This is a genomic window from Robiginitalea aurantiaca (assembly GCF_030380815.1).
GTDB classification, from domain to species: Bacteria; Bacteroidota; Bacteroidia; order Flavobacteriales; family Flavobacteriaceae; genus Robiginitalea; species Robiginitalea aurantiaca.
In genome coordinates, this window is the sequence record NZ_JAUDUY010000002.1 from 187,912 (window position 1) to 201,910 (window position 13,999).

9 protein-coding genes are annotated in these 13,999 nt (G+C 49.6%); 7 read left to right on the plus strand and 2 right to left on the minus strand.

Annotated elements, in window-relative coordinates:
- The first annotated feature begins 80 nt into the window (after positions 1-80).
- Positions 81-539 carry a GNAT family N-acetyltransferase gene (locus tag QU605_RS04375; RefSeq protein WP_289724059.1) on the plus strand — a complete coding sequence of 153 codons (459 nt, stop codon included), beginning with the start codon at positions 81-83 and terminating at the stop codon, positions 537-539.
- A gap of 452 nt (positions 540-991) precedes the next feature.
- Here QU605_RS04375 and QU605_RS04380 read toward each other — a convergent pair whose 3' ends face one another.
- Both QU605_RS04380 and katG read right to left on the minus strand, forming a co-directional pair.
- On the minus strand, positions 992-1,564 hold the full coding sequence (locus tag QU605_RS04380) for a hypothetical protein (RefSeq protein WP_289724060.1): 573 nt from the start codon (positions 1,562-1,564) through the stop codon (positions 992-994).
- Between the two features lie 202 nt (positions 1,565-1,766).
- Positions 1,767-4,016 carry a catalase/peroxidase HPI gene (katG, locus tag QU605_RS04385; RefSeq protein ID WP_289724061.1) on the minus strand — a complete coding sequence of 750 codons (2,250 nt, stop codon included), beginning with the start codon at positions 4,014-4,016 and terminating at the stop codon, positions 1,767-1,769.
- Positions 4,017-4,263: 247 nt separating this feature from the next.
- Between katG and QU605_RS04390 the strand changes: the two genes are divergently transcribed.
- The 6 genes from QU605_RS04390 (at position 4,264) to QU605_RS04415 (ending at position 13,953) form a co-directional block, all read left to right on the plus strand.
- Entirely contained in the window at positions 4,264-5,340 is a 1,077-nt protein-coding gene (locus tag QU605_RS04390; RefSeq protein WP_289724062.1) for a flavin monoamine oxidase family protein, read from the plus strand.
- A 40-nt stretch (positions 5,341-5,380) separates the two neighbouring features.
- Positions 5,381-6,241, plus strand: a complete 861-nt coding sequence (locus QU605_RS04395) for an HAEPLYID family protein (RefSeq protein WP_289724063.1) — start codon at positions 5,381-5,383, stop codon at positions 6,239-6,241.
- Between the two features lie 11 nt (positions 6,242-6,252).
- Positions 6,253-7,893 carry a hypothetical protein gene (locus tag QU605_RS04400; RefSeq protein ID WP_289724064.1) on the plus strand — a complete coding sequence of 547 codons (1,641 nt, stop codon included), beginning with the start codon at positions 6,253-6,255 and terminating at the stop codon, positions 7,891-7,893.
- A 209-nt stretch (positions 7,894-8,102) separates the two neighbouring features.
- Positions 8,103-9,293 carry an efflux RND transporter periplasmic adaptor subunit gene (locus QU605_RS04405; protein ID WP_289724065.1) on the plus strand — a complete coding sequence of 397 codons (1,191 nt, stop codon included), beginning with the start codon at positions 8,103-8,105 and terminating at the stop codon, positions 9,291-9,293.
- Positions 9,294-9,295: 2 nt separating this feature from the next.
- Positions 9,296-12,490 carry an efflux RND transporter permease subunit gene (locus QU605_RS04410; protein ID WP_289724066.1) on the plus strand — a complete coding sequence of 1,065 codons (3,195 nt, stop codon included), beginning with the start codon at positions 9,296-9,298 and terminating at the stop codon, positions 12,488-12,490.
- Positions 12,487-13,953 carry an efflux transporter outer membrane subunit gene (locus QU605_RS04415; RefSeq protein WP_289724067.1) on the plus strand — a complete coding sequence of 489 codons (1,467 nt, stop codon included), beginning with the start codon at positions 12,487-12,489 and terminating at the stop codon, positions 13,951-13,953. Before QU605_RS04410 ends, QU605_RS04415 begins: the two co-directional genes overlap by 4 nt.
- Positions 13,954-13,999: the final 46 nt, after the last annotated feature.

The following is a 13,999-nucleotide window of genomic DNA, read 5'->3' on the forward strand; positions in this document are numbered from 1 at the left end:
TAATACTATATTTTTTAGTATAAACCAAATTTTGCCTGGTACAGGTTTTAAGGAAATGTCTTGTTTAAGTATCTTTCCAGATGATCCAAAGGCTAGAGAATAAAAATCCTGAGGTCGCGGCCTTGATCCGTCAGGTATTTCAGGCTTCTTATGCCGTGGAAGCTGAACTGCTGGGCGCTTTGGATTTCCCACCCCTTAGGCGGCCTCTTTCGGATTTTATAGAAATTGGCAATGTATTTTTTGGCTTTTTTGAACATGGGGAATTAGCCGGTGTGATTGAGATAATTCCAGATACGGCGGTTACCCATATCCAAAGTTTGGTTGTACACCCTGCAAATTTCAGGAAAGGAATTGGAAGTGCCCTGCTCACTTATGTCCTTAAGCGCTGCAATAGTCCGGTATTCACAGTAGAAACAGGGGCAGAAAACGGGCCTGCCACCACCCTGTACCGAAAGTTCGATTTTCGCGAAATCCTTCAGTACGATACAGACCATGGGGTACGCAAGGTTCGTTTTGAGAAACGAAGGGCTTCAGAATAAAAACCAGAGCCACGGTTTTAAATACACCGGGAAAGTGTGTAGAATAGATCCCCAGACTTGAGCACGCTTTTATTTGGCACAGTCATGGATCGAGGGATAAATCAAAAGAATTACCACAATTATATCTTCCAACTTCAGACCGGCATTCTTCGTAATTCGGCTATTACAGGAAGCAGATACGTGTTTCTTTTCGTGTCATAACATATTGCCTGTCTCTCATAAGGCTTCACCAATAGCTCCAGTTACTTTCAATCGTCACCAACCTGCTTCCTGCCCTTGCAGATTTTGGAGAATCTCCTTTAAAATACCTCGGGTAAAGGGACGAAAAACCGACTTCCCTTTCCTTCGCCCTTCCAGAATTCTCCAGTGAATGGGCATATAATTTTAGCCTCCTATGTGATCCCATTTATGTTTGCTCAAAAGTGGATGTTATTCACTTTATTGCCCTTGCCCTATTCCCGATTTTTGTAAAGCTCAATGGCCTTTAAATACGCGATTCCTCCTGCGGCAGTTTGGTCGTAGAGAAACCCATTCAATTCGGGATGGTTTTCGGCAATCCAGTTGACAAGTCCATCTCTGTTCTTTAAAAACTTCTCAACGTTGAAAACCTCGTATTCAATGCGTTCAACTCTGGCTATTTTTTCATTGTCAAATCGGATAATTTCATTCCAGACCATCGGTTCTCCCTGAAGAAAGAAGATTCGCTTGTCAAGCTTTGAAATTCTCGCCCGGACAGAACCGTTATCGCGTTCAATTTCAAGAACATTGTATGTCGGCTCAAAGACGGAATCCCATTCCAGCCATTCCAAATATTCTTTCCTGGAAAAATCCTCTTCATAGTTGTCCTGGCTTTCTCTTATCACAATGCGATCACCCAACAATGCTGCCATTTTAGAACCCTCAGAACTGTCGAGAAACGCATAGTATTCTCTGGCCATTGAGAGGGTATCAATTTCCTTTTCAGAAGATTTGCACGAGACCATTGCCAGTATTACGGATAAACCTAAAATTAAGATGTGCTTCATTCGTATTTCATTTTGCGAAATGTACTGCTACTGATGCAGCCAAAGGTATGCTTTATCCAAATTTCGAACCACAGCAAAAAGCTCACTCAAACGGCTGTCCGCATACAACTCCATTTCGCGATATATGGAATAAAAAAGGCGATCTGTTCCCAGATCGCCCTTTATTGATTTAAAACGGGTATCGCATTCCCGCGAGCACTGTTTAGAACCGGTCCAGGTTCATCACTTTGTGCCATGCCGCGACAAAATCCTTTACGAACTTTTCTTTGGCATCATCACAGGCATAAACCTCAGCGAGGGCTCTGAGTTCCGAGTTGGAACCAAAAATGAGGTCCACACGGGAACCTACCCATCGCAATTCACCGGTTTTACGATCGCGGCCTTCGAAGACTTCTTCATCTGCATCCATTGCCTTCCACTCATTACCCATATCCAGAAGGTTTACGAAAAAGTCATTGGTCAGTTTCCCTGGGCTATCCGTAAAGACACCCTTCTGGGATCCGTCCCAGTTTGCATTCAGCACGCGCATCCCTCCGACCAGTACAGTCATTTCAGGGGCGGTAAGGGTCATCAGCTGTGCCTTATCCACCAGGAGTTCTTCAGTTTTTACCGAGAACTTGGACTTGACGTAATTTCTGAAGCCATCGGCCAGGGGCTCCAGGTGCTCAAAGGATTCGGCATCTGTCATCTCCTCGGTCGCATCTGTACGCCCAGGGGTAAAAGGAACGCTGATCTTATGACCCGCTTCCTGAGCTGCCTTTTCCACCGCAGCCGAACCTCCAAGGACGATCAAATCCGCAAGGGATACCCTTTTATTTCCGGACTGTGCATCGTTAAACGCCTTCTGAATGGCCGCAAGGCCATCCAACACCCTGCCCAGTTGGACCGGGTTATTCACTTTCCACTGATTCTGAGGTGCCAGTCGAACACGGGCGCCATTCGCTCCGCCCCGGTAATCAGAGCCGCGGAAGGTTGATGCCGAAGCCCAGGCAGCACCTACGAGTTCTGAAATACCCAAACCGGATTCCAGGATTTGCGCTTTAAGGGTTTCAACGTCAGATGAATCAATACTATCATAATCGGCAGCAGGTACTGGATCTTGCCAAATCAGGTCCTCTCCGGGCACTTCATCCCCCAGGTACCGTGCTTTGGGTCCCATATCCCGGTGCGTCAGTTTAAACCACGCCTTCTGATAGGCTTCCTTAAACTCCTCAGGGTTGTCGAGGAAATGCCGTGAAATTTTCTCATAGGCAGGGTCCATTCTCAGGGAGAGGTCGGTGACCAGCATAAACGGGTCGTGCTTTTTATTCGGATCCTGAGCATCGGGTACCGTACCGGCCCCGGCTCCATCCTTGGGCTTATACTGCCAGGCTCCGGCGGGGCTTTTTGTCAGTTCCCACTCATACCCAAAAAGGTTTTCCAGGTACTTATGGCTCCATTTAATCGGGGTATCTGTCCAGGCGCCTTCCAGGCCACTGGTAATGGTATCGGTACCTACTCCGGTACCAAAATTAGACTTCCATCCGAGGCTCTGCATTTCGATCCCGGCACCTGCAGGCTCAGCTTCCAGATATTCTGCATCACTGGCTGCACCATGCGTCTTTCCGAAGGTATGTCCCCCGGCAATCAGCGCCACAGTCTCGTAATCATTCATGGCCATACGTCCGAAGGTCTCCCGAATATCGCGGGCCGCAGCCACCGGATCGGGGTTTCCATTCGGTCCTTCCGGATTCACGTAAATGAGTCCCATATGAGCGGCTCCCATTTGCTTTTCGAGTTCCCCGTCTTCGCTGTATCGGGCCTTGTTTCCGAGCCATTCGGTCTCCGAACCCCAATAAATATCTTCTTCAGGCTGCCAGATGTCTTCCCGTCCCCCGGCAAATCCATACATCGGCAATCCCATAGATTCGTGCGCGACGTTCCCGGCAAGGATCAAAAGATCTGCCCAGGATAATTTTTTACCGTATTTCTGTTTTACAGGCCATAGGAGCACCCGGGCTTTATCCAGGTTCGCATTATCCGGCCAGCTGTTCAGTGGCGCAAAGCGCTGTGCACCGGTTCCGCCTCCCCCGCGTCCATCGGAGATGCGATAGGTTCCCGCAGCATGCCAGGCCATCCGGATAAAGAAAGGTCCGTAGTGTCCATAGTCAGCCGGCCACCAGTCCTGGCTGTCCGTCATCAGATCGGTAAGGTCCTTTTTAACTGCTTCGAGATCCAGCGATTTAAAGGCTTCAGCGTAATCGAAATCCGGATCCATGGGATCGGCCAGTTCCGAATGCTGCCGCAGGATATTTAAATTCAGTGAATTGGGCCACCAGTCGCGGTTCGTGGTTCCTCCGCCGGCTGCCTGCTTCATCTCCCCGTTGAGAAAGGGACATTTACTTTCAGGGCTGTCAGCGCTACTGCCTGCGTTGGCATTGTAGGCTGATGTTGAATGCGTATTGTCTTCCATGGTTCTTGTAATTTATTTATTTCGTAAGTTTCTCAAAGTAACGATAATCCTGGCTTATAAAGATGACCTGAGTCATTTGTAATACTTATATAAAAATAAACTCCACTTATGACCTAAGCCCATCCTGATTCGCCTGGTCCCTAAACTGGGAAATGGCCACCTAAAGCCACCTGGGTTCGGGTAACAGGATTCGGACGTATATTTGAAAGGCTATAAAATCTAAACCTTATACACTATCCCGGTATTCATGGTAAACAATTCATCGGATATTGTGATTATCGGAGCTGGGCTTACGGGACTGACCCTGGCTTACCTGCTCCGAAGCACAAACCTCAGCGTGCAAATACTGGAAGCCAGGGAACGCCCCGGGGGGCGGATCCTCACCCAGACTACGCCTTCAGGCGCTACCATAGAAATGGGGGCGACATGGCTGGGTCGAAAACACTCCAGTCTTTCCTCCCTGCTGCGTAAACTGAATATTGACATTTTTGAACAAGTCCTCGGGGACCGGGCTATCTATGAACCGATTTCCAGCAGCCCGGCCCAATTGGTCGTTTTGCCGGAGAATTCAGACCCGAGTTTCCGAATAAAGGGCGGGACCTCAAAGCTGATTGAAGCATTGTTGGAATCCATCCCAAATAGCCGTATTTCCTATAATCAGGTTGTTCAGAATATAGGGGATGTTGGGGATGGCATTGAGGTAAAATCGGATACAGGTGTTTTCAGGAGCAAAATCGCAGTCTCTACCCTCCCACCCTATCTACTGCATAAAACGATATCCATTACTCCGCCCTTTGATCCAGAGCTTATTGAACTCATGGAACAGACCCATACATGGATGGGGGAATCCATTAAATTCGGGCTGGAATACAAAGAACCTTTCTGGAGGGATGTAAGTACCAGCGGAACGGTCTTTAGCAATGTTGGCCCGGTGACCGAGCTGTATGACCACTCTAACTATGACGACGACCGCTATGCCCTCAAGGGATTCCTAAACGGTAACTTTTATTCCCTTTCCAAAGATGAACGACGCCTTCGCGTACTGGCCCAATTGCGTAAGTATTACGGAAAGGCAGTGGATTCTTTTATCAATTATTCCGAAAAGGTTTGGGCGAATGAATCCCATACCTTTGTACCTTATGAGAGGTCTGTTTTTCCTCATCAGAATAACGGGAACGAGCAATTTCAGAATGCACAGATGAAGGGTAAATTGATTCTGGCGGGGGCGGAGACCTCCGGTTCATTTCCAGGATATATGGACGGAGCCGTCCAGAGTGCGCGACGGGCATATACCTATATCGTAAATCGAATTGTTGAACGCTGATTTGTATTGATAATACAGCCTGTAAAAAATGAATCTCCAGATGCGATCCAAGGTTGCTGAGTTTGTAGTTTTTTTCCTAGTCCTCTCGAGTCCTGGCCTCGCCCAGCAGAATCGGGTGTCCCAGCAGAGAATACCCCAACAAGAACTGGAGGATGATAGGGAACCCTACAAAATACTTCACGCCGAACCCCTTTATATCGACCTCATCCGCGACCTGGGGGCGCGGAAGGGCGAAAAGGAATGGAACATAGGCCTTGGACTCAAGGATAATTTGCGCTATGATTCCTATGAGGCGCTTATAGAGTACGAGTGGGCTCCCGTCAACAGATTGGGGCTGGAAGTGGAACTCCCCTTTACCTTTTACTCGCCTGCCGAAGGCGCCGCCCGCGATTCGGTACCTTCAAACCAGTTGGATGCCTTGCAGGTGGCGATGCAATGGACTTTTCTGGTAAAGCCGGAAATTGCAACATCAATGGCATTGGGGTATCTCAATGAATTCCAGTTATCCCCTTTCGATTCCTTCGGTAATCCCCTTTTTAAGGGCAATGCTTATAATCCCTTTCTGGTAGTTGCCAAAAGGTGGGGAAGGCATTTTCACTCTTTAATCTACACCGGTCCTATTTTCGAGCAGGACTATCGCTCCGGAACCCTTGAAACATCCTATGAAATCAATACCAGTTTCCACTATATGGTGCCTGGAACAATTAATTTTATTGGGGTGGAATTCAATAAGGAAATCGAGCACGGGGATTTTGATATGACCATTCGTCCCCAGATGCGCCTCGATATTTCCGAAACCCTGCTCGTAGGGATCGTAGCGGGTATTCCGATAGCCCGCGAAAATGAGCGCTTCAGTGCCTTTATGCGATTGATCTACGAGCCCATTCACAAAAAAGACTAAATTCCCAACATATGAAAACGACCCTCCGTCCAACCCTCTTCATTTTACTAGCCCTTGGTTCTTTTATTATACACGGCCAGCAGGCATCAGGCCAATCCGATTACCAGGCGCTGGTTTCACTTTTTGACCAATGGCGGGAATTCGAGACCCCTCCCCTCCTCGATGGGGCACCGGACTATACGGCCGCAGGCCGGAAAGCGCGATGGCCGAAATTCAAGGCGCTCCAGTCACAATTGCACTCTATTGACACCACGGGGTGGTCAACACCTCAAAAAGTAGACTGGACTATTGTATGGGCTGAGATGAACGGATACGACTTCAATCAAAGGGTTTTACAGTCCTGGGTCCGCGACCCCGCCTTTTATAAATCCGTCTGGATGGCGCGCAGTGATGTCCCTGCGCATGAAGGCCCTACGCATCACCGGACTACGGAAATGTGGACGTACCAGTTTCCCCTGTCATCCCCTGAGCGGGACAGGTTTCTGGAAGACCTCAGGGTGATCCCCGTTTTGAATAACCAGGCTCGGTCCAACCTGACCGGAAATGCCAGGGAATTGTGGATGGCCGGGATCCGGGATATTCATCAGCAGGGCGAAGACCTCAGGAAGATACTGGAATACCCGGGTATTGAGGAAGACCGGGAAGTTACCGGTGCTATTGAAGGGGCCATTGAATCCACTGAGAGCTTTGTCCAATGGCTGACCTCGGAAGGTGCGACCAAAACCGGACCTTCAGGTATCGGAAAGGAAAACTATACCTGGTACCTTCAAAATGTACATCTGGTCCCCTTGACCTGGGAAGATGAAGTTATGCTCCTTAAAAGGGAACTCGCTCGGGCGTGGACCGCTTTAAAACTGGTAGAACACCGCAACAGGGACCTGCCCCAACTCTCAGATGCCGATTCCCCGGAGGCCTACGATGCCATGGCAGACCGCGCCGCCAAAAGCCTTATCGATTTTCTGACCTCACAGGACATTGTAACGGTTAAACCTTATTTTGACCCGGCCCTAAGGGAACACCTCGGGGAATTTGTCCCGAAGGAGAAGCGAAATTTTTTCGTCATAGGGGAGCACTATGATCCCCGACCCCTCTATTCCCATTTTTATCATTGGTTTGAACTCGCGCGGATGGATACCGAACCAAACCCCTCACCAATCCGAAAAGGGCCCCTGCTCTATAATATTTTCGATTCACGGAATGAAGGGACGGCTACGGCGGTAGAAGAAATGTTTATGCAGGCCGGCTTGTATGAAGACAGTCCGAGAAGCCGCGAGATTGTCTACATCATGATTGCACAACGCGCTGCCCGGGGCCTGGGCTCACTATACGCCCATGCCAATGAGATGACCATGGAGGAAGCCGGGGGGATCCACTCCGAATACACCCCAAGGGGTTGGATGAAAACCGAAAAGGAACTTTTGCTCTTTGAACAGCATTTGTATATGCGCCAACCGGGCTATGGAAGCAGTTATATTACCGGGAAGTATTTGCTGGAGGAGGCCATGATGGAATACGCGCGTTTACAGGAGGGAACGACTACCCCTTTCCGGATTAAAGATTTCCTGGACCGCCTCAACGCCATAGGAAATATCCCTGTTTCCCTGGGGAAATGGGAATTGACCGGTATACCCCCTGATTTCGCCACGCATTAACACCACCCTACGGATACCGTTTTTGCACTTTGAAACCCTCTTTGCCTCAAAATGCGTTCGGCTCCTGTGGACTTGCGTATTGAAATCGCCGGATCACCCCTTCTGGTGGACCCCTAATGAGGCGTGTCCGGCTAAGGTGTAAGGGATTTATTACACCGATCAGTAACTTAAATTTTCTTACTTTAACAAAAATTTTGCAATTGAGGGAAATGGATCGGATTCTTAATATTAGACCTAGCTTTTTAGTCCAGGGTATAAGTGCTTTGGTTTTTTTTACCTTAAGCACGTCCTGCAAGCAAAAAGAACCACAAGGAGCCCAGAGCGCCCGGGATATTACCGTGTTTGAGGCGAAACAACAGGACGTGCCCATTTACGATGAACTGGTGGGCCAGATATATGGGCAGAAGGATATCCCAATCCGGGCTAGGGTAGATGGCTACCTTCAGAAAATTTCCTTTGAAGAGGGGTCTCGCGTCAAAAAAGGACAACTTTTATATTCCATAGACCCGGATCCATACCTCGCAGAAGTAGCCGCCAAAGAAAGTCTTTTGGCCGAAGCCCGAACCCTGATGGTCAATGCAAAAAACGAGCTGGATCGGTACATCCCGCTGGCAGAAATGAACGCGGTCAGCCAGAGTGACCTGGACGGGGCACAGGCCGCCTATGACGCATCCCGTGCAAATGTGGATGCCGCCAGGGCCAATTTGAAACAATCCCAGATTCAATTGGGCTATTGCTCCATCAAAGCGCCTATCGATGGGCTCATTGGGGCCACTGAGGCCCGGGAAGGTGAGTATGTGGGCCGCAACCCGAACCCGGTTATCCTCAATACCCTGTCCAGAATTGATACCATCCGAGTCCAGTTCTCGATTTCTGAAGCCAAGTACCTTGAACTCGCACGCGCATACAGTAAAGGCAAGTCGGACGAAGAAGTCACCAGGGATGTTCAGGAAGGTCGGCTGGAACCCAATATCGAACTCATCCTTGCCGATGGGTCACATTTTGAGGAAAAAGGGTCAATAGATTTTGTAAACAGTCAGATAAATTCCTCAACAGGGTCTTTGTTAATCCAGGCCAGTTTTCCAAATAGCTCCAGAATACTCAGGCCCGGTTTATATGCCAAGGTACGACTGCAGATGAGTGTGGCTGAAGGAGCCATTGTTATTCCACAGCGCTGCCTTACGGAACTCCAGGGGCAGTATTCTGTCATGGTGGCTGACCCGAATAACACCATTGAATCCAGAGCGGTCCAAATCGGTCGTAAAATTGGAGATATGGTCATTATTGAAGATGGGGTTCAGGCCGGCGACAAAGTAGTCATAGATGCACTCCAGAAAGTACAGGCAGGGATGAAGGTGAACCCCGTGCCTACAGAATTCGAAAGCAAAACCACTTTGTAGGTATGGCAGAAGGAGGCGGAAATTTCTTTGTAAGGAGGCCTATTGTGGCTATGGTAATCGCCATAGTAATCGTAATTGTAGGTGGCGTTTCCGTCATTGGCCTGGCCATAGAGCAATACCCGAGTCTAACCCCACCCGTGGTAGAAGTACGGGGCACCTATGTCGGGGCAAATGCCCTGAATGTAGAAGAATCGGTTGCCACACCTATTGAACAGGAGATGAATGGGGTGGACAACATGATCTACATGAAGTCCACAAATGCCAATGATGGCACAATGACCATCCAGGTTTCCTTTGATGTGGGTACGGATCCGGATATGAATACGGTTCTGGCGCAGAACAGGGTCTCGGCGGCAACCTCCAAATTGCCTTCAGCGGTTACCCAGTATGGGGTGACAACAAAGAAGTCCATGCCCAACCAGTTGATGCTGGTAACGCTGACATCCCTGAACCCCAATCACAACAATCAGGAATTCCTCGGAAATTATGCCCTGATCAATATCAAGGACCGGCTTGCGCGGATTCCAGGTCTTGGGAGGGTAGATGTCCTCGGGGCTTCCAATTACTCCATGCGTATTTGGATTAAACCGGACAGGCTATCCACACTGGGGATTACCGTACCCGAGATCGTCGCAGCGATCAATGCCCAAAACGTGATCGTGCCCGGTGGGAAATTCGGAGCAGAGCCGGCACCTGCCGGAACTGAATTCACCTACACGGTGCGGTTACCGGAACGGTTTAATTCTCCTGAGGCCTTTGAAGAAATTGTCGTACGCACACAGGATGACGGATCCCAGGTTAAAATCGGCGATATTGCCCGGGTTGGCCTGGGAGTGGAAACCTACAGCATGATCCCCCGTTTAGGTGTTAACCTGGAGGGAAGGGACTCGATTCCAAAATCTGCGGCCATCATTGGCCTGTATCAGGCTCCGGGTTCAAATGCCGTAGAGCTCGCCCAGAATGTGATTTCGGAGATGGAGGAAATCAAATTCGGTTTTCCCGACGGCATGTCATACGATGTATCCCTGGATTCAACACTGCCGATTACGGCCGGATTGCGGGATATTGTCATCACGCTTGTCATTGCCCTTATCCTGGTTATCCTTGTGGTTTTTATTTTCATCCAGGATTGGCGTGCCACCCTTATCCCTACCCTGGCGATACCCGTTTCACTTATCGGCGCCTTTATTTTCTTCCCCATGTTGGGGTTCACCATTAATGTCCTCTCTTTATTAGGACTTGTCCTGGCCATTGGTATTGTGGTGGACGACGCTATTGTGGTTGTGGAGGCCGTACAGGTCAACATTGACAAGGGGATGAACGCCAAAGAAGCCACCATTGAGGCGATGAAAAAGGTGACAGCCCCCATTTTGGCGACAACCCTCGTTTTAGTGGCCGTATTTATCCCTGTAGCGGGTATGGCTGGCATTACCGGCATCCTGTATAAGCAATTCGCCATCACCATTGTCGTAAGTGTTTTAGTGTCCTCTGTGAATGCACTAACGCTGAGCCCCGCTCTTTGCGCGCTCCTGCTTAAGAAACCAGAACCCTACAAAGGATTGCTCGGAAAGTTCTTCGGGTCGTTCAACCGGTGGATCGGCAAAACTACGGACAGCTATATGTCCTTCACCACGGCCATTACCGGAAAATTAAAAAGGGGTGTGATATTTATTCTGATCCTGACTTTGGGTGCAGGGGTCTTCGGCATGTTGGTGCCCGGAGGGTTTATCCCTGAAGAAGACATGGGCTATTTTTACGTAAACGTCCAGCTCCCCAACGCGGCATCCCTTCAGAGATCAGACGCTATTAGTGCTCAAATCGAAGCGCGCCTCCTGCAGTATCCCGAAGTTGAATACGTAACCAATGCAACGGGGTATAGCCTTTTATCAGGGGCTATGGCGACCAATAACGGCTTTATGTTCGTAACTCTTAAGGATTGGGGCGAGCGCGAAGCCACCGCCAAGGAGGTCATCAACCGGGTGAATTATGAACTGGCCACTACCATTGCCGGGGCACAGGCCTTCGCCTTCGGACCTCCGGCAATACCTGGATTGGGTAACGGATCGGGCTTTAGTATAATGGTTCAGGATAAGGGGGGGAATACACCAGAATACCTTTCTCAGAATGCCTATAAATTTATCGCCGCTGCCAATCAGCGGGAGGAGATCGGGAGTGCATTCACTACATTTCAGAGCAATGTACCCCAGCGCTATATGGATATCGATAAGGAAAAAGCCCTGAAGCTGGGACTTTCCCTGAACGACGTTTATCAAACGATCGGTGCGTTTATGGGAGGGGCCTATGTCAATGACTTCACTCGATTTGGCCGTCTGTACAAAACCTATATTCAGGCCGAGAGCGAATACCGAGTGAACGAAGCTCAGATCGAAAATTTCTTTATCAAAAACAATGTGGGCGATATGGTTCCACTGTCGACCGTTGCCACCATACGTCCCGTTAGCGGCCCGGACTACACCTCTCGTTTTAACCTGTTTCGCGCGGTTGAAGTTACCGGAGCCCCGGCCCCGGGATATACCTCAGCCCAGGCCATGGCTGCATTGAAAGAGGTCGCTGCGGAAACGTTGCCGGATGACATGACCACTTCATGGAATGCGATGTCTTTTCAGGAAGACAAGGCTTCGGGTTCCCTGGGGGTAATCCTCGCATTTTCCCTCCTTTTTGTTTTCCTCATCCTCGCAGCCCAGTACGAAAGTTGGAGTCTGCCTTTTGCGATCTTGCTCGGAACCCCTTTTGCCATTTTCGGCGCCCTGTTCTTCCTTTGGATCGCCAGGCAATTCAGCGTGAGCTTTGAGAACAATATTTTTGCTCAGGTATCCTTTGTGATGCTTATCGGAATGGCTGCCAAGAATGCTATTTTAATTGTGGAGTTTGCCAATGAGGAATTCAAAAATGGCGCCTCCCTGTTCGATGCCGCAATCGCGGCTGCAAAATCGAGGTTCCGGCCGATTTTGATGACGGCTTTTTCATTTATCCTTGGGGTATTCCCACTGGTTATCGCCTCCGGAACAGGCGCAGAAGCGCGGAAGGTAATGGGTATGGCATTACTGGGAGGGATGAGCATTGCGACCTTATTAGGGGTGTTTTTCTATCCGATGCTCTTCCTGCTTATCGGAAAAATTGCCGGATACGAAAAGAAGCGGGATGCTGAACTTGCAAAAACCACTGAACTACAATGAAACGCCTCCTCCTGATAGCGCTGGTTGCGATGCTCTTACAAAATTGTAAGATTGGCAAGAATTACCAGGGGACCGAACTTGTCCAGCCGGAGCAGTACGCCCAGCAGACTCCGGGAATGCAAGTAAAATACGACAGCATTAACACCGATACCCTGGAACTGAGTACGGCAGACCTCAAATGGTGGGAACTCTATGATGATCCGGTCCTCGACAGCCTGATCCTGGTGGCCATGGAAAATAACCGGGATGCCCTTATTGCGGCGGAAAGTGTCTTACAGGGTCGCTTTGCCCTGAAAAATCAGAATGCAGAAATGCTCCCCAAGTTCGATATTAACGGACAAGTGCAGAGGGGAAACTTCCTGCTCAATCAGGTCGGGGATCCACAAAACCTGATCCTGGGGGCTGCCTCCGCGAATTGGGAACTGGACCTTTGGGGTAAACTCAGGCGGCTGTCCGAAGCAGCCCGGGCGGACCTCGTGGCCTCGGAATACGGTTACAGGGGTGTGATGATATCCCTGATCAGCGAGGTAGCTACCACTTATTTCTCCCTTCTCCGGGCAAAATCCCAATATGAAATATCGGTTCGGAATGCGACTTCCCGCGACAGCATGCTCCAGCTGATCCAGGCCAGGTATGACAAAGGGATCGTCCCCATACTCGATGTGAATCAGGCAACAATACAATACACAATCGCAGCCGGGGCTGTCCCCCAATACGAGCTCCAGATTGTCCAACTTCAAAATACACTGAGCATACTTCTGGGGCGAAACCCGGGTGAAGTGGGTACTGGAAAGGCCCTGAATACCCAAAATTTCGATATTGACCTGCCCCTGGCCAGACCGGTCGACCTGCTCGCGAGAAGGCCCGATGTGATCTCGGCAGAATATCAACTGATCGCCCAGAATGCCCTTGTTGGGGCAGCTAAAGGCAACCGGCTCCCCTCCCTTAGTGTAGGAGCCCTGGTCGGAATTACGGCAGACAGTTTTGGGAGCCTTAGCTTTCAGAATCCACTCTGGACCTTGACCGGACAGCTGGCGGGCCCGCTTTTTTATTGGGGGCAGCTCAAAAGACAGGTCGATATTGAAGATAGCCGAAGTTTTCAGGCGCTATATGCGTATCAAAACACCGTTTTCTTTGCCCTGAAAGAGGTTGAGGATATCCTGACGGAAATCAGAACCACCAAAGCTGAAATCGAGATTGCCGAACAACGCAGGACTGCCGCTCTGCAGGCTCAAACGCTCTCCCGGGAACGCTACAATATGGGGGTGACGAGTTACCTTGAGTTTTTGGAACAACAACGACAGGCCTTTGATGCGGAACTCTTATTGGAAGGGCTTCGGGCTAATTTGCTTTCGTCCTATGTACGGCTGTATAAGGCCCTTGGTGGTGGATGGTTGACAGAAGCAGAGGAGCAGCAGGCAAAGGAAGCGCCTGAAGAGAATGGATCAGAGCCAAAGCAATAAAATTTGAGGGAAGAAAACCCAGCATAAACACTTCGCCAATTTTGTC